Origin of the sequence: Burkholderia sp. MSh2 (assembly GCF_000731655.1) — a bacterium.
In the GTDB taxonomy this organism is placed as follows: Bacteria; Pseudomonadota; Gammaproteobacteria; order Burkholderiales; family Burkholderiaceae; genus Burkholderia; species Burkholderia paludis.
Genome location: NZ_JPGM01000009.1, coordinates 47,538 through 63,239, shown reverse-complemented (window position 1 = coordinate 63,239; position 15,702 = coordinate 47,538). Strand labels below are relative to the sequence as shown.

Genomic DNA, 15,702 nt, shown 5'->3' with positions numbered 1-15,702 from the left:
TCATCAGGTAAATCGCTGTAAGGATGTCTCCGGATTTTCCCTAGGAAGTCGGGGGCCCGCGCAGGCGACCGTCGTGAATGCCGGCGACGGGCAGGCCGTGTGCCCGACGCGGGTTGATCGGCCGGAATTCGCTGGAAGTGATGAGAATATTCGACGGCCTGCCGCGTGCATCGCATCCCGGGCGGGTGAGCGGCGCGCGCCGTGCCGCCGTTTCAGTCGGCGCCGATCCTGTCCGCGGCGAAGACGAGCTGCCGCAGGCGCGCGGCGGCTTCGTCGCGCATTTCGATCGCGACCTGCGGCTGCGTGCGGGCGGGATCGGCAGCCGGGTAGAGGGCGGCGATCAGCGGCGGCTGGGCGGCGGCGAACGCCAGCCACGCCTGCGACGACACCTGCATGGTCGCGCGTGCCGCGCGCGGCAGGCGACGCTCGATCATGCCGGTCATGTCGTCGATATCCTGCCGGTACAGCGGCGTGGCCTGCGCGGCACAGCGGCCCCTCGCATCGAGGTCGGCGAGCGCCGCGCAATGCGTGCGCTCGAAACGCGCGCCGCGTTGCGGAACGGCTGCGATGCGCTGGGGTTTCGCGTCGGCCGCCGGCGGCAGTCGCCCGTTCAGGTCGAAGCCGTGCAGGGTGCGATCGGACGCGAAGCGCTGCAACGTCAGCGCGCGTTGTCGCGTCAGTTGCATCACGTCGTTCGCGTTCATCGGCGCATACATCGTGCCGCGCGTGGTCGCGTAGACGGCGCCGATCAGCTTCAGGTCGGCGTCGCGGCGCGCGAGCCACGCGCGTTGCGCGTGCAGCAGCGCCGGGCGATCGGCGGCGGGCAGCGACGCCTGCAGCGTGCGATAGCCGGCGTTGAGCCGCGCATCCCATGCGCGGCCGGCGTCGTCGATGCAGGCGTCCTGGCCCGCCGTCGACGCGTGCTCCGGGGCGTCCAGGCACAGCGTCATGTTCCGGTCGATCGGGTCGGCGCCGGGCGCGGCGTCCGCCGGCATGACGGCAGCGGCCGATGCGACGACGGCCGCGCGGAGCGCGAGGGTCGCGAGACGTTCGAACATGCCGGGCATCCTGGCGGGCAGGGTGGGCGTGCCGGGTCGAAGGACCCTCGGGGCAGGGGCGGCGCGGACGGTTCGCCGCACGTCAGCCGCCTGTCGGCCCCGGCCGGCTGAAGCGCTGTTCGACCACCTCGGTGCCCCACTGCGTGCCGGCGGATTCGCGGGTCAGCGTGAAGCCGAACGCTTCGTACAGATGGCGCGCCGAATCGAGCCCCTTGAACGTCCACAGGCAGGTTTCGCGAAACCGCAGCGCATCGACGAAGCGCATGGCTTCCGTCATGAGCCGCCGGCCGACGCCCGAGCCGCGCAACGCATCGTTCACGATGAACCAGCGCAGGTGCGCGACGCCGGTCGCGCTGTCTCCGTCGATCGCGAGCGACGCGAGCGTGCGCCCGTCGTCGCGGCAGAGCCAGAGCGCCTTGCCGTCCGCCGGCAGCGCGCCCGCGAACTCGGCCAGCTCGGTGGCCACGCGCTTTTCGAAGAACGCGCCGAATCCCCAGTTCTCCGAATAAAAGCGCGCGTGGAGGCTCACGATGTCGCCGATGCAGCCCGGTTGGTAGCCCTCATGGATCGACGGCGCGTCGGGCGCCGCGGCAGGCGCCCGGGCGGCGTTGTCCTGCGCGAGCGCATCGGCATACAGCGCCAGCGAACGCAGCAGTGCCTGCTGGTCGGCGGGTACCATGCGGCGCAGCGCATTCGACACCTGGTCCGTCGCGAACCGGTCGATGCGCTTCTGGAGTTTTTTCCCGTCGGCAGTCAGGTACAGCGCGGCCGCGCGCGCATCGTCGCTCGACACGCGCCGCTCCACGACGCCGGCCGCCTCGAGCCGCGCGAGCTGCCGGCTCGTGTTCGATTTGTCCAGCCGCAGGATGTGGCCCAGATCACGGGCGTTGATGCCGGGCGCCAGGCCGATCTCGAGGATCGCGTGAACGGCCGACGGCGCCCAGTCGCTGTCGGCCAGCGTGGCGCGCATGAAGCCAAGCTCGCGAACCAGCTTGCGGGAGAAGTCGCGAAGCTCGAGGATGGTCGCGTCGCGAGGCTTGGCGGGAGCGTCTATGAGATCCATGTCGGGTCCGGAAAGGTTGCGTGTCGCAATCCATCGTAGTTGCGGATCGCAACTTGTTCAAGGCGAATTTCCACGCGATCCGGTCGTGAGGGAGAGCAGTGCCGGCGGCCGGTAAAAGGGTCGGACGAGGCGCCCGGGCAACGGGCGCGGGTGGTATTGGCGCGGATGGCGGTGCGCCGCGCAACGGACGCATACTGGGCGCATCCGGACGGCCCGCGATCCAGGCGCGGGTGTCGGCCGGACATCGATCCGCCGCCGCGGACAACGGAGTTCGCCATGCCCCCTCTGAAGCCGATGACGATCGTGTTGCTTGCCGGATGCGGCATCAGTGCCGGATCGCTCCATGCCGCCGGCGGCATGGCGGCGCCGCCCTGCGGTGCGGCGCAGGTAGCGGATCAGGACGGCGTCGCCGCGATGCCGGGCACGTCGGTCCGGAGTTTTTCGACGGCCGGGTGCTCGGGGGCGGTATTGCGGGGCGAACGGGCCACCGCGACGGTCAACGGCGACCGGGTCGAATTGCGGGACGGCGCGGTTTATGTGAACGGCCGTTCGTACGGCGCCGTCACGCCCGCGCAGACGGTCGAATACGAGGCGACGAACGACCGGCGCACGTTGAAGGTCGACGGCCAGGTTCGCACGCCGTTGCGCTGAGTATCGACGCCGGCACGCGGCGGCGGCGGCGGCGGCGCCGCCGCCATGCTCATTCGACCAGCGTCAGCCGGCCGTCGCTGAGCCGCACCTCGCGTCCGAGCCATTCCGCATCGACCCGCGGCAGCACGGCCGATGGCTTGCGCAACTCGCGCAGCAGCGTCGCGCCGTGCGACAGCCGGCCGCCCATGCGCGCGATCACGGCGCGCGCGGCCTGGTACTGCGCGTGGCGGCCCGGGTCGAGCGAATCTTCCAGCAGGATGTCGCGGCCGAGCACGCCCTGCGTGTGGCCCGGATAGATCATGAAGCCGGCCGCCTCGTCGGTGCCTTCGCCGCCGTCCTGCCAGAAGCTGCCGTTGCGCGCGCGCGGATCGGGATGAGGCGCGAACCACACGTCGCGGTCGGCGGCCGGCATCGCATGGTGCAGGCGGAAGAACACGCGCATCAGGTTGTCGCGATACCACTCGCGCACCTGCAGATACCAGCCGCGCATGCCGGGCGCGCCGAGCGCATGGAGCGCGCGGACCGGCAGCGGCCAGTCGGGAAACGGCTGCAGCGGCAGGTCGGCGGGCGCGGGCCGTGCGGTGCCCGGATCGGTTTCCCACGGCAGGCGGTGCGGGCTGTCGTCGAGCTGCCCGTACGCGGTCGGCGGTCGCCCCCACAGCGCGCCGCCGCTGCTCGCCAGCGATGACGCGATGCACAGGTTGCCCTGCACGACGAACACGTAGAAGCGCGTGAACCAGTCGGCCAGTTGCCGGCCGTCGGCGCGTTGCTCGACAAGCGTCGCGAGTTCCCGGTCGAAGCGCCGCAGGCCGCGTTCGAGCGTCGGCAGGTGGCCGCGCGCGGCGCGCAGCATGCGCCAGAACACCGGCAGCGCGCGCAGCAGCCGCAGCGGACGCCAGCGCAGCGGCGGCGTCGCCCCGCCGATCTCGCCGCTGTAGCTGGCGGCCGATACGCCCCAGTCGGCCAGGCGGGCGAGGAACAGGTCGTTGTTGATGTACGACGCGCCGTCATAGAGCGCGGTGAACGGTTCGTTGTCGCACAGGACGCGCGCATCCCAGCGCGCCATGACGGCCGGGATGCTGCCGGCGGCGCGCCGTTGCGCATACTCGACCAGCCGGCTCGGTTGCGGCGGCAGGATCTCGGCGATGTTCGCGGCGGTCAGGTGTCGATGCCAGCCGTAGCTGCTGATCGGGCGGTACTGCAGCAGCCACAGCCGCGTGCCGTCCCATGCCCATTCGACGTCGCCCGGCACGTAGTGGAACGCGCGCAGCACGCGTTGCAGGAACGCCCACAGCTGCCGCGCGGTGAGGCCGTGCGCGGTCGGGAACGCGCCGCGCTGCCAGGGCGCGCCGAGCCGCGACAGGATCGCGCGCGACGGGCTCGTCTGCCCGTCGGCGAGCGCCTCGAGGTGGCCCTCCACCCATTCGACCTCGACCGCGAGATGCCGCACGAACGCGATGCCGGACAGCACCGGCGTGACGAAGCGCTGCACGACCGCTTCCTCGAGGCCGCCGTCGAGCAGCTCGGCCACGCGCGCGGCGGCCTGCGACGCGGGCTCGCGCAGGAACGTGGTGTGCAGGCCGGCGTTGGCCGCATCGGCCTGGTCCTCGCCATGGCTCGACGAACGGATCGCCCACATCGCGTCCGGCTGGCTCGCGAGAAAGCCGGGCAGGCGCGGATCGTCGGCGCGGGTCAGCGACAGCGCGGGCGGCACGGGCAGCCCGGCCATCGCAGCCAGCGCGAGGCGCCCGCCCTTCGTGTGCGCGACGAAACCCGTGTCGCCCGCTTCGAGCCACTGCACGAAGGCCGCGGGCGTATCGATCCACGGATAGTGTCCCCAGCCGGGCTGCAGCGTGACGGTGAGGTCGGCGCGCGCGAGGATCGCCGACCACGCGGCGGCCTGGCGCACGCCGAGCACGTTGTCCTGGTCGCCCCACACGAGCTCGATGCGATCGGTGATCCATTCGAGCAGCGGCAGCGCGGTATCGGCGCGCACGAGATCCCAGTGCGGCAGGAACGCGCGGCAGCGCGCATAGCCGGCGCCCATGCGCCGATACTGCGCGCGCGTCCAGGTCAGGTTCGAGAACTTGCGCGCGAACAGCGCCGGGTAGTGCCCGAGCAGCCAGTGGATCGTCTTGCGCAGCGGCTTCGGCGCCATCAGCTTCGGCAGCCGCCGTTCCCACAGAAACGCGCCCACCGGCGCGAGCAGCACGCTGCGGCCGAAGTGGCCGGGGCGGCGCTGCAACGCATGCAGCACCAGCAGCGCGTTCACGCCGACCGCCATGATCGCGTGGCCCGGCTCGGTCGCGTCCAGCAGCGCTTGCGCATACGCGGCGAGGTCCTCGCAGGGTGGCGCGGGGTTGTCGCCGAAGCCCGGCAGTTCCAGCGGTACGGGCCGGTGGTGGCGGAAGTGGGGCAATGCATCGTCCCACCAGTCGGCTGCGCTGCCGTTGCCGGCGAGGAGGTACAGGATCGGTTGGCTCATGGAGGCTGCGTCGGCGGATGCCACGGGTCTTGTTCGTGCCGTGCCGGTGCGAGTGGCATCGACGTTCGGCCCCGCCCGGCTTGATGATTGCGCGCATTCTACGCGAGTCGATTCCATTCGATATGCATTCCGGGGCGCGGATTTCCCGATGCGTCGTCGGCCGGCGCGGGCGGGTGCCGGGCGGCGATCCGGATCGGGGCGTGTGCCGCGCATGAACGGAGAACGTAGAATCGGGCCGCCGGAATGGACCGGGCAGGATGCGAGGAACGAACATGAAGAAAGGCTGGATCGCGGGCGCGGCGCTCGCGCTCGTCGCACACGGCGCATGGGCCGCGAGCTGGGTCACGCTCGGCGCCGGCCCGGCGATCCGGCTCTACGTCGATCCCGCTTCCGTCGAGCGCCATCCGGTCAATGCGTGGATTACGGTCAGGATCGTCTATGCGGAGCCGCATCGTTACTCGGCGCCGTTTCCGGTGCGGCAGATCGTCTCCGACTGGTCGTTCCTCTGCGAAGACAAGACCTGGGCGATGGGCAGGACCCGCATGACCGGAACGCAGCCGGGCCAGCACTACGTTTCTCGCGGCGATCCGGATGACTACAACCATGTCGAGCGCGATTCCATTCAGGAGATGGTCATGAATTACCTGTGCCGGAAGCCCTGATGCCGCGCATGAAACCGGCGTGCCGCCGTTCGTCCTGCTGACTGAACGGGCGCCGATCGCGCGTTACGCGCCGGAGGCCGCGCCCGCGCGCGGCGTGCGCCCGGTCCAGCGCCGATACGCGTGGCGAAAGCTGCGCGGTTCGCTGTAGCCGAGACGTTCCGCGATCGCCGCGACCGTCAGCGCGGGATCGTCGAGCAGCCGCGCCGCCTCGTCGCGGCGCACGTCGTCGAGCAGCGCCTGGAACGTGAGGCCGTCCTTGTCGAGCCGCCGGCGCAACGTGCGCTCCGTCAGGTGCAGCGCGTCCGCGAGCGACGTCATCGACTTGAAGCGCGCGAGGTCGCGCGCCATCAGCTCCTTCGCGCGATCGGCGAAGCGCGTGCCGACCGACGCGGCCCACTGCCGCTCGAGCGCCTCGCACTGGCCGTGCAGTGCATTGAAGCTGACTTCGTTGGCGAAACGCGGCGTTTCCGTGCCGTTCACGGCCGTGAACACGAGACGGTTGTCGCCCGCGTTGAACGCGATCCTGCAGCCGAAATGGCGCGCGTAGTCGGCCGCGTTGCGCGGCGTGCGGCGTGCGAGCTGCACCTGCGCGGGCCAGACCGGCTTGCCGACGAGATCGGACACGATCAGCCGCAGGCTCGACAGGCACATGTCGACCTGGAACACCTCGAGATCGGGCTCGCCGTTGTAGCGGCCGATGGTCACGCTCATGCCGTCCGCGTGCGCATCGATACGTACATCGAAATACAGCCCCATGAACAACGGAAACTGCCCCATGCACCGGAAGGCCTGCATCACGGAACCGCTGATCAGCATCGCGTAGCCGGCGAGGCCGAGCGTCGACACGTGCAGCCGCGCGCCGATCGCGAGCCCGATCGACGGCACGCCGCTGCGTTGCAGCAGGTTGCGGAAACAGCGCTGCTCCTGGCCGCGATTCACGTGCAGGTTCGGCGACGCGACCTCGGCCGCGCCGAGCCCCGTGCCTTCGAGCAGCGCGGCTCCGTCGATATGTCGCACGCGGCACTCGTCCAGCGCGACCGCGATCGCATGGACGGTGGCGGGAATGTCCTCCTGGCGCCCGGCCGGACGCGCGAGGCCGAGCGACGAGCGCAGGCTGCGTTCGGCACGGCTCGGGTTGCGGTCGGGGCGGCTGTCCATGGGGCGGGTGCGGCGACGGGGTCGCGTAGAACATAGCCGGAATGTCCGCAAAACGCCAGTGCCGCACAGCAGCATCCATGCATCGCCGGTGCGACGTGTCCGTCAATATCCCCCGATAACGTCCGCATTTCTCATTCGTGGCCGATTTTTTGGCGCACCACACTTTCCTTCATTCGCGCCCCGCCGGCCGTGCCGGGCGAACGCGTGTTGAAGTCATCGACGCCACCCACGTGAGGACCGCATGGACAACGACAGCCCTGCCCGATACGCATCAGCCGCCGCGACGCATGACGTCGGGGCGCACGCGATGCGGCACGACGCGGACGGACGCCGCCGGCCGCACCCGCTCGGCCTCGCGACGCTGGTGATCTTCGGCCTCGCCTACATGCTGCCGATGACGGTGTTCACGACCTACGGGCTCGTCACGAGCGAGACGAACGGGCATCTGACGGCCGCGTACGCGGTCACGCTGGTCGCGATGCTGTTCACCGCGCGCAGCTACGGGTACATGGCGCGGCTGATGCCGAGCGCCGGGTCGGCCTACACGTTCGCGAGCCGCAACTTCGGCACGTCGGCCGGCTTCATGGTGGGCTGGGCGTTGCTGATGGACTACCTGTTCATCCCGATGATCAGCTACCTCGCGATCGGCATCTACATGAAGCAGATGTTTCCCGCAGTGCCGGCCGGCGTGTGGATCGTCGGCAGCATCGCGCTGGTCACCGGGCTGAACATCGTCGGCATCCGGCTCGTCAATCGCGTGAACCTGATCCTGATCGCGAGCCAGCTTGTGTTCATCGCGATCTTCGTCATCGCATCGGCGCGGGTGGCGGCCGGCGAAGGGCTGTCGATGGCCGTCGCGCTGCCGTCGTCGGGCGATGCGCGCGCGATCTTCGCCGGGGCCGCGATCCTGTGCCTGTCGTTTCTCGGCTTCGATGCGGTCACCACGCTGTCGGAGGAAACGCGCGAGCCGACGCGCACGGTGCCGCGCGCGATCCTGCTCTGCACGCTGGCGAGCGGCGCGCTGTTCATGCTGGTCGCGTACGTCGGCCACGTGGTGTTCCCGGACTGGCGCGCGTTCAGGGATCTCGATTCGGCCAGCCTCGAACTGATGCGGCGCATCGGCGGCGGCACGCTGTCGGCGCTGTTCGTCGCGGTGTACGTGGCCGGCTGCTTCGCGAGCGCGATGGCCGGGCAGGCGAGCGTGACGCGCGTGCTGTTCGCGATGGGCCGCGACCGGGTGCTGCCCGAGCGCGTGTTCGGCCACCTGCATGCGCGGCTGCACACCCCGGTGCGCGCGACGCTCGCGGTCGGCGCCGTGTCGCTGTCGGCGCTGTTCATCACGCTCGATCTCGCGTCGACGATGATCAGCTTCGGCGCGCTCGTCGCCTTCGCGGTCGTGAACCTGTGCGTGATGCGCAGCTATCTGGGCCGCCCCGAGCATCGTCGCTTCGCGGGCTGGATCGCGTTCGGCGCGCTGCCGGCGCTCGGCTTCGCGATGAACGTCTGGCTCTGGTCGGGACTGTCGCGCCAGACGTTCTACGTCGGCCTCGGCTGGCTCGCGCTCGGACTCTGCCAGCTCGTGTGGCTGACGCGCGGCTTCACGCGCCCGGCGCCGACGCTGTCGATGCACTGAACCGCCGGCCGCGCCGGTTTCGAAACCCTGAAGGAGGAGTGACCCATGAATGCTGTTGACGTCAATCTCGACGAGGACCTGCAGGCGCTCGGCAAGCGCCACCTGCTGATGCACTTCACGCACGCCGATGCGTATCGCGACCGCGCGCTGACCGTGTTCGAGCGCGGCGAAGGCTGCTGGCTCGTCGACCGCAACGGCAAGCGCTACTTCGATGCGCTGGCCGGGCTGTACTGCGTGCAGGTCGGCTACAGCCACGGCGCGGAAATCGGCGACGCGATCCGCGAGCAGATGGTCAGGCTGCCGTTCGCGACCAACTGGGGCGCCGGCCACGAGCCGGCGATCCGCCTCGCGCAGACGCTCGCGGCGCTCGCGCCGGAGGGCCTGAACCGCGTGTTCTTCACGTCGAGCGGCTCGGAATCGAACGAGGCGGCGATCAAGCTCGTGCGCCAGTATCACCAGTCGCGCGGCGAGCCGCAGCGGCGCAAGTTCATCGCGCGGCGGGTCGCCTATCACGGCACGTCGTTCGGCGCGCTCGCGCTGAACGGGATGACGAATTACCGCAAGCATTTCGAGCCGCTGATGTCGGGCGTGCGGCACGTGGGCAACACGAAGCGCTACGGGCGCCCGGAGGGCGAGACGGAAGCGCAGTTCACGCGGCTCCTGCTCGACGAGATCGAATCGCTGATCGTGCAGGAAGGGCCGGATACGGTCGCCGCGATCGTCGTCGAGCCGCTGCAGAACGCGGGCGGCAGCCTGACGCCGCCGGCCGGCTATGCGGCCGGGCTGCGCGACATCTGCGACCGGCACGGCGTGCTGCTCGTCGCGGACGAGGTGATCTGCGGGTTCGGCCGGCTCGGCGAATATTTCGGGTCGGCGCGCTACGGGCTGAAGCCGGACCTCATCACGTTCGCGAAGGGCATCGCGTCGGGCTACGTGCCGCTCGGCGGCGTGATCGCGAGCGACGCGGTGGTCGACACGGTGCTGGACGGCCCGCAGCAGATGTTCCTGCACGGCGCGACGTACGGCGGCCATCCGGTCGCATGCACGGCCGCGCTCGCGAACCTCGCGATCATGGCGCGCGAAGGCGTGCTCGAGAACGTCCGCGACAACGCGGCGGTGTTCCGCCGGACGCTCGACGGCCTGCTGGAGCTGCCCTGCGTCGGCGACGTGCGCGGCGACGGCTACCACTACTCGCTCGAACTCGTGACCGACAAGGCCGCGCGCCGCTGGGCGGCCGGCGTCGACGCGCAGGCGTTCGTGTCGACGCTGCTCGCACCCGCGCTCGTCGACGCGGGGCTGCTGTGCCGCGCGGGCGTCGATCACGAGGGCACACCGATCGTGCAGTTCTCGCCGCCGCTCGTGATGTCGCGCGACGAGATCGTGTGGTTCGTCGCGCGGATCCGCGACATCCTTGTCGACACCCATGCGCGGGCGACGCGCTGAGCGCGCCGCCGGCACCCGTCACATCAGGAGCATTCGATGCGAACGTCACAACAGTCCTATATCGACGGCCAGTGGCTCGACCCGGCCGGGGTGAAGCCGATCGACGTGATCGACCCGAGCACGGCGCGTCCGTATGCGCAGCTCGGGATCGGCGGCGCGGCCGACGTCGACCGCGCGGTCGGCGCGGCGAAGCGCGCGTTCGACACGTATTCGTGCTGGCCGGTCGACGAGCGCGTCGCGCTGCTGCGGCGCGTGCTCGAGATCTACCGGCGCCGCTACGAGGAGGTCGCGCAGACGATCAGCCAGGAAATGGGCGCGCCGATCGCGTTCGCGCGCGCGATGCAGGCCGCGGTCGGCACCGCGCACCTCGAACAGACGATCCGCGCGCTGCAGTCGTTCCGGTTCAGCACGCAGACCGACTCGCTGCGGGTGTCGTACGAGCCGATCGGCGTGTGCGCGCTGATCACGCCGTGGAACTGGCCGATCAACCAGATCGTGTGCAAGGTCGCGCCGGCGCTCGCGGCCGGTTGCACGATGGTGCTCAAGCCGAGCGAGATCGCGCCGTTCAGCGCGATCCTGTTCGCGGAGATCCTGCACGAAGCCGGCGTGCCGCCCGGCGTGTTCAACCTCGTGCACGGCTACGGGCATGAGGTCGGCGATGCGCTGTCGCGGCATCCCGACGTCGACATGGTGTCGTTCACGGGGTCGACGCGCGCGGGTGTCGAGGTCGCGAAGGCGGCGGCGGATACCGTGAAGCGCGTGCACCAGGAGCTCGGCAGCAAGAGCCCGAACCTGATCCTGCCCGATGCCGATATCGACGACGCGGTCACGCGCGGGGTGCGCAGCTGCTTCAGCAACAGCGGCCAGTCGTGCAATGCGCCGACGCGCATGCTCGTGCATGCCGATCACCTGGCGCAGGCCGAACAGGCCGCGCGCCGGGAAGCGGAGCGGACCGTCGTCGGCGATCCGCGTTCGGCCGAAACCGGCATCGGGCCGGTGGTCAGCCGCACGCAGTTCGACCGCATCCAGCACTTCATCCGGCTCGGGATCGACGAAGGCGCGACGCTCGTCGCCGGCGGCCCCGGGCGGCCGGACGGGCTTGGCGACGGGTTCTACGTGCGGCCGACGGTGTTCTCGAACGTCACGCCGGGCATGACGATCGCGCGCGAGGAGATCTTCGGGCCGGTCCTGTCGATCATGACCTACCGGACCGAAGAGGAAGCGATCGCGCTCGCGAACGATTCGGTGTACGGGCTCGCGGCCTACGTGCAGTCGAAGGATCTCGAGCGCGCGCGCCGGGTCGCGGCAAGGCTAAGGGTCGGCAACGTCCATATCAACTACCCGCCGTGGAACCCGGCCGCGCCGTTCGGCGGCTACAAGCGTTCGGGCAACGGCCGCGAGTATGCGGAGTTCGGCCTCGTCGAATATCTGGAGACGAAGGGGACGACGGGGTACGCTTGAGCGACGCGCGCCCCGGTTCCGGTTCGCGATGGCAAGCGAACCGGCGGGCCGCGGTGCAATTCCGGCGACGGCGCGCCGCGCCGTTTCATCATTTCATCGTTTCACCGATTGCGAGGAACTCGACGATGCGGGTGGCTGAGACGACAGCGGGCCGATGCGATTCGGCCGCGAACGCGGAGGGAGGGACACGATGAAGATCCTGATCGCCCGGATGAACCACGAGACGAACTCGTTCTCGCCGGTGCCGACGCCGCTCGCCGCGTTCGGCCGCGACGGCCCCGACTGGGGCGACGACGCGTATCGCGCGAACCGCGGGATGCGCACCGCGATGGCCGCGTTCATCGATGCGGCGGAGCGTGAGGGCGCCGAGATCGTCGCGCCCGTGTCGGCGGCCGCGAACCCGAGCGGGCCGGTCGCGGCCGACGCGTATGCGGCGATCTGCGACGCGATCGTCGCGGCGGCGCCCGGCTGCGACGCGGTGATGCTCGACCTGCACGGCGCGATGGTCGCCGAGCAGAGCGCGGACGGCGAGGGCGACCTGCTCGCGCGCGTGCGCGCGGCGCTGCCCGCCGCGCCGATCGCGGTCGCGCTCGACCTGCATGCGAACGTCACGCAGAAGATGATCGATCACGCGGACGTGATCGTCAGCTTCAAGACCTACCCGCACGTCGACATGTACGAGACGGGCGAGCATGCGGCGCGCCTGCTGCTCGACCGGCTCCACGGCCGTGCGCGGCCCGTGCTCGCGTGGCGGCAGCCGCCGCTGATGACGTCGACGCTGCGCAGCGCGAGCGCGGAGGGCGCGATGCGGCGCGCGGTGGAGGCCGCGCAGGCGGCCGAGGCGGACGGGATGCTCGCGGTTTCGGTGCTGCCGGGCTTCTCGCTCGCGGACATTCCCGCGCCGTGCATCAGCGTGGTGGTGGTGGCCGACGGCGACCGGGCCGCGGCCGACGCGGTGGCCGAGCGCATCGCGCGGCAGATCTGGGACGCGCGCGACGCGTTCGTCTATCGCAGCGCGCCGCTTGCCGAATCGGTCGCGCAGGCCGCGGCGCTGGCGCGCGGCGCGGACCGGCCCGTGCTGATGCTCGATCACGGCGACAACTGCATGTCGGGCGGCCCGTGCGACACGATGGATCTGCTCGAGGCCGCGCTCGCGCACGGGCTCGACGGCATCGTCAGCGGGCCGCTGTGCGACCCGCGGGCCGTCGCGGCGCTGATCGACGCGGGGGTTGGCGCGACCGTCACGGTGCCGGTCGGCAACCGGCTGCCGTCGCACGGCGGCGTGCGGCGCGAACCGTTTCGGGCGACCGGCGTCGTGCGCGCGCTCACCGACGGAGAATACGTGATCACCGGGCCGACCTACACGGGCCAGCGGGCCTACATGGGCCGCGCGGCCGTGCTCGATACCGGCGCGGCCACGCTCGTCGTCACCGAGCGGACGCAGGAGCCGTGGGATCTCGGCGTGTTCGAGAGCGTCGGGGTCGATCCGCGCCGCGCGCGCTTCCTGCTGCTGAAATCGCGCATGTATTGCCGGCCGGTGTTCGTGCCGATCGCGGCCGCGCTGGTCGAATGCGACAGCCGCGGCGTGACGGGTTCGGACTACGGGCTGTTCCGCTACGAGCGGCTCGTGCGGCCGGTGTATCCGCTCGACGACGTCGTCGGATGGGAGGGCTGACGGAAAGCAACCGGGCGCGAGACGCCGGACACGCCGGCTTTCGGGCATCATGCGGTGGCTCCGACCCGTCGAGCCGCAGGGTCGAGCCATTCCAATGCGTCCGCAACCGATCCGGAGAACCGACCGACATGCAACCGATTTCCTTTCGCCCGCGCAGCGCGCGCCTGCTCGCCGCGCTGACCCTCGCCACGACGGCCGTTGCCGTGCACGCCGCCGACTGGATCGTGTCCGGCAACGACGGCAAGTACCAGCGCGTCGAGGGCCGCGACACCTACCTGGCTTCGCCGCCCGCCGACACGCTGACGCTGCTCGACGCCAGCACGTTCCCGCCGAAAGTCGCCCTGCAGGTCGACGTCGAGAACGGCATCCAGGGGCCGCCGCAGGCCGTCGCGATCACGCCCGACGCGAAGCTCGCGCTCGTCGGCGCGCCGACGCGCTACGACACGGCCGCGAAGCAGCTCGTATACGACACGTTCCTGCAGGTCGTGACGCTCGACGCCGCGCCGCCGGCGGTCACGCGCATCGAGCTCGGCGCGCATCCGCAGGGGATCGCGATCGACCGGGCCGGCCGGCTCGCGCTCGTCGCGAACGTCGACGGCAGCGTGTCGATCCTGCGCATCGACGGCACGCAGGTGACGCTCGACGGCAGCCTGAAGATCGGCAAGAAGCGGCTGGCCGGGATCAGCTTCACGCACGACGGCAAGCATGCGCTGGTGTCGCTGCGCGACGAGCAGGGCGTCGCGGTGCTGAACGTCGACGACGGCAAGGTGACCGACAGCGGCGCGCGCCTGAGCACGGGCGTGGCGCCTTACACGATCGACGTGTCGAGCGACAACCGCTGGGCCGTCGTCAGCAACGTCGGGCTCGCGGGGCTGCCGGGCTATACCGGCACGCTCGCGGGCGACGCCGATTCGATCGCGCTGATCGACGTGTCGCGCGTGCCGTTCCGCACGGTCCAGTATCTGACGGTGCCGTCGTTGCCGGAAGGCGTCGCGATCTCGCCGAACGGCAAGTGGATCGCGGTGCAGGCGATGGACGGCTCGAACCTGACGCCCGACAACCCCGGCCGCCACAAGATCGGCAAGGTGCTGCTGTTCGAGATCCGCGGCGGGCAGGCGGTGAAGGTGAGCGAATTGCCGGGCGGCGAAGCCGCGCAGGGCATCGTGTTCACCGCGGACAGCCGGCACGTGATCGTGCAGTTCAACGTCGAACGGCAACTGGCGCTGTATGCGGTGGAAGGCGGCAAGCTGCGCGATACGGGCAAGCGGATCGCGCTGACGGGCGGGCCGTCCTCGTTGCGCACGCTGCCGCGCTGACGCGCGGGTATCGGTTCGACCGGGCGCGGCGGCCTGCCGGGCCGCGACGACACGGGCGCGGCGCGCGATGAACGCGGCAGCGCGGTCGTGTACCGGAGCCGGTGTGCCCGCGTTCCCGTGTCACCGCGCCACCGCGCCACCGCGCCTCGGTGTCCCGGCAACGCGCCGCCGCCGCGCCGCGCGATTGCGCGCGGCGCCCGCTTCATGCCGGGTGGCCGGAGCCTGCCGTTAAGGATTGAGAAACCTGGCGAGCCAGCGCGGTGTCGCCGTACGGTCGAACACCACGTGCAGCTCGGGACTGAACGCGCCGTATTCGAGCCCGTGGCGCTGCGCAAGCAGCGTCAGGGAACGGGTCGTGTGAAACGAGATGTGGCCGTTGCGCGGCACGCAGTACCACCACTGGTCGATCCCGCGCGCGATGATCTCCGGGGTGATCAGCGACGTCTGGAACAGCAGTGCGCCGCCGGGCTTCCGGTAGCGCATGATCTGGTCGAACAGGTCGAACGGCGCCGGATGATGCTCGAACACTTCGAACGACAGGATCGTATCGAACGTGCCTTCGGGGGGAACGGGGTGCGAGAACGGATCGTACGACGTGACGTCCGCGAAGCCGCGCGACGTCAGCTTCCGTTCCAGCAGGCCCAGGCCCGAGCCGAAATCGAGAACCCGGCTTTCGCGCATGTCCGGGAAGCTGTTGCAGAGCAGGTCGGCGTGCTGTTGCGGACGGATCTCGAGATACTCGGGGTCGTGGCGCGCGTAGTCGGCGTTGTACACGTGCCGCGCAAAATCGTCGTGCGTCCAGCTGTCGAACGCGGGCGCCCACGTGAAACCGCATTGCTCGCACGCGTGGTAGTAGATCGGGACGCCCGCATACGGGTCGACTTTCTTCCCGGCAATGATGTCGGCGCCGCAGCGCGAAAAATCGACCAGGCCGCAGAGACGTGCGGGGGCCGCACACACCTTGCAGGCGATGGGCGCCGGGGGGCGGTTCAGGTCGTGATTCAAGTTCCCGTCTCCTGCTCGCCGGCGAGGCGCACGCGTGATGGATGGTGCGGGAAGGCTATCACAGTCGCGTCGGCCGTCACGACCGTGCACGG

General features: G+C 70.5%; 12 protein-coding genes. 7 read left to right on the top strand and 5 right to left on the bottom strand.

The window, feature by feature from the left end:
- Nucleotides 1–212: 212 nt before the first annotated feature.
- Together GQ57_RS38125 and GQ57_RS07610 are read right to left on the bottom strand one after the other, a co-directional pair.
- On the bottom strand, nucleotides 213–1,058 hold the full coding sequence (locus tag GQ57_RS38125) for a lysozyme inhibitor LprI family protein (RefSeq protein WP_160257508.1): 846 nt from the start codon (nucleotides 1,056–1,058) through the stop codon (nucleotides 213–215).
- Nucleotides 1,059–1,140: 82 nt separating this feature from the next.
- A complete protein-coding gene (locus tag GQ57_RS07610) occupies nucleotides 1,141–2,121 on the bottom strand; it encodes a bifunctional helix-turn-helix transcriptional regulator/GNAT family N-acetyltransferase (protein WP_034197538.1) in 981 nt (326 codons plus the stop codon).
- A 276-nt stretch (nucleotides 2,122–2,397) separates the two neighbouring features.
- Here GQ57_RS07610 and GQ57_RS07605 point away from each other — a divergent pair, with 276 nt between their 5' ends.
- A complete protein-coding gene (locus GQ57_RS07605) occupies nucleotides 2,398–2,772 on the top strand; it encodes a hypothetical protein (protein WP_034197537.1) in 375 nt (124 codons plus the stop codon).
- 49 nt (nucleotides 2,773–2,821) lie between these two features.
- On the opposite strand, the gene GQ57_RS07600 is transcribed toward GQ57_RS07605, so the two are convergent.
- Nucleotides 2,822–5,257, bottom strand: a complete 2,436-nt coding sequence (locus GQ57_RS07600; RefSeq protein WP_034197536.1) for a PEP-utilizing enzyme — start codon at nucleotides 5,255–5,257, stop codon at nucleotides 2,822–2,824.
- Between the two features lie 272 nt (nucleotides 5,258–5,529).
- On the opposite strand from GQ57_RS07600, the gene GQ57_RS07595 reads away from it, so the two are divergent.
- The gene (locus GQ57_RS07595) at nucleotides 5,530–5,919 is read left to right on the top strand and encodes a surface-adhesin E family protein (protein ID WP_034197535.1); all 390 of its coding nucleotides are present in this window, start codon (nucleotides 5,530–5,532) and stop codon (nucleotides 5,917–5,919) included.
- 63 nt (nucleotides 5,920–5,982) lie between these two features.
- Here GQ57_RS07595 and GQ57_RS07590 read toward each other — a convergent pair whose 3' ends face one another.
- The gene (locus tag GQ57_RS07590; protein WP_034197534.1) at nucleotides 5,983–7,077 is read right to left on the bottom strand and encodes an AraC family transcriptional regulator; all 1,095 of its coding nucleotides are present in this window, start codon (nucleotides 7,075–7,077) and stop codon (nucleotides 5,983–5,985) included.
- Nucleotides 7,078–7,318: 241 nt separating this feature from the next.
- Here GQ57_RS07590 and GQ57_RS07585 point away from each other — a divergent pair, with 241 nt between their 5' ends.
- The 5 genes from GQ57_RS07585 to GQ57_RS07565 all read left to right on the top strand — a co-directional run bounded on the left by GQ57_RS07585 (nucleotide 7,319) and on the right by GQ57_RS07565 (nucleotide 14,605).
- Complete coding sequence (locus GQ57_RS07585; RefSeq protein WP_031398126.1) at nucleotides 7,319–8,710, top strand: APC family permease; 1,392 nt, start codon at nucleotides 7,319–7,321, stop codon at nucleotides 8,708–8,710.
- Between the two features lie 45 nt (nucleotides 8,711–8,755).
- Nucleotides 8,756–10,153: an aspartate aminotransferase family protein gene (locus tag GQ57_RS07580; RefSeq protein ID WP_034197533.1), complete on the top strand. Its 1,398-nt coding sequence runs from the start codon at nucleotides 8,756–8,758 to the stop codon at nucleotides 10,151–10,153.
- 36 nt (nucleotides 10,154–10,189) lie between these two features.
- Nucleotides 10,190–11,614 carry an aldehyde dehydrogenase family protein gene (locus tag GQ57_RS07575; RefSeq protein ID WP_034197532.1) on the top strand — a complete coding sequence of 475 codons (1,425 nt, stop codon included), beginning with the start codon at nucleotides 10,190–10,192 and terminating at the stop codon, nucleotides 11,612–11,614.
- A 190-nt stretch (nucleotides 11,615–11,804) separates the two neighbouring features.
- Nucleotides 11,805–13,289, top strand: coding sequence for a M81 family metallopeptidase (locus tag GQ57_RS07570; RefSeq protein ID WP_034197531.1), 1,485 nt, complete (start codon nucleotides 11,805–11,807; stop codon nucleotides 13,287–13,289).
- A 128-nt stretch (nucleotides 13,290–13,417) separates the two neighbouring features.
- Nucleotides 13,418–14,605, top strand: coding sequence for a beta-propeller fold lactonase family protein (locus GQ57_RS07565; protein ID WP_031398130.1), 1,188 nt, complete (start codon nucleotides 13,418–13,420; stop codon nucleotides 14,603–14,605).
- A gap of 228 nt (nucleotides 14,606–14,833) precedes the next feature.
- On the opposite strand, the gene GQ57_RS07560 is transcribed toward GQ57_RS07565, so the two are convergent.
- Nucleotides 14,834–15,610 carry a class I SAM-dependent methyltransferase gene (locus tag GQ57_RS07560; RefSeq protein WP_034197530.1) on the bottom strand — a complete coding sequence of 259 codons (777 nt, stop codon included), beginning with the start codon at nucleotides 15,608–15,610 and terminating at the stop codon, nucleotides 14,834–14,836.
- Nucleotides 15,611–15,702: the final 92 nt, after the last annotated feature.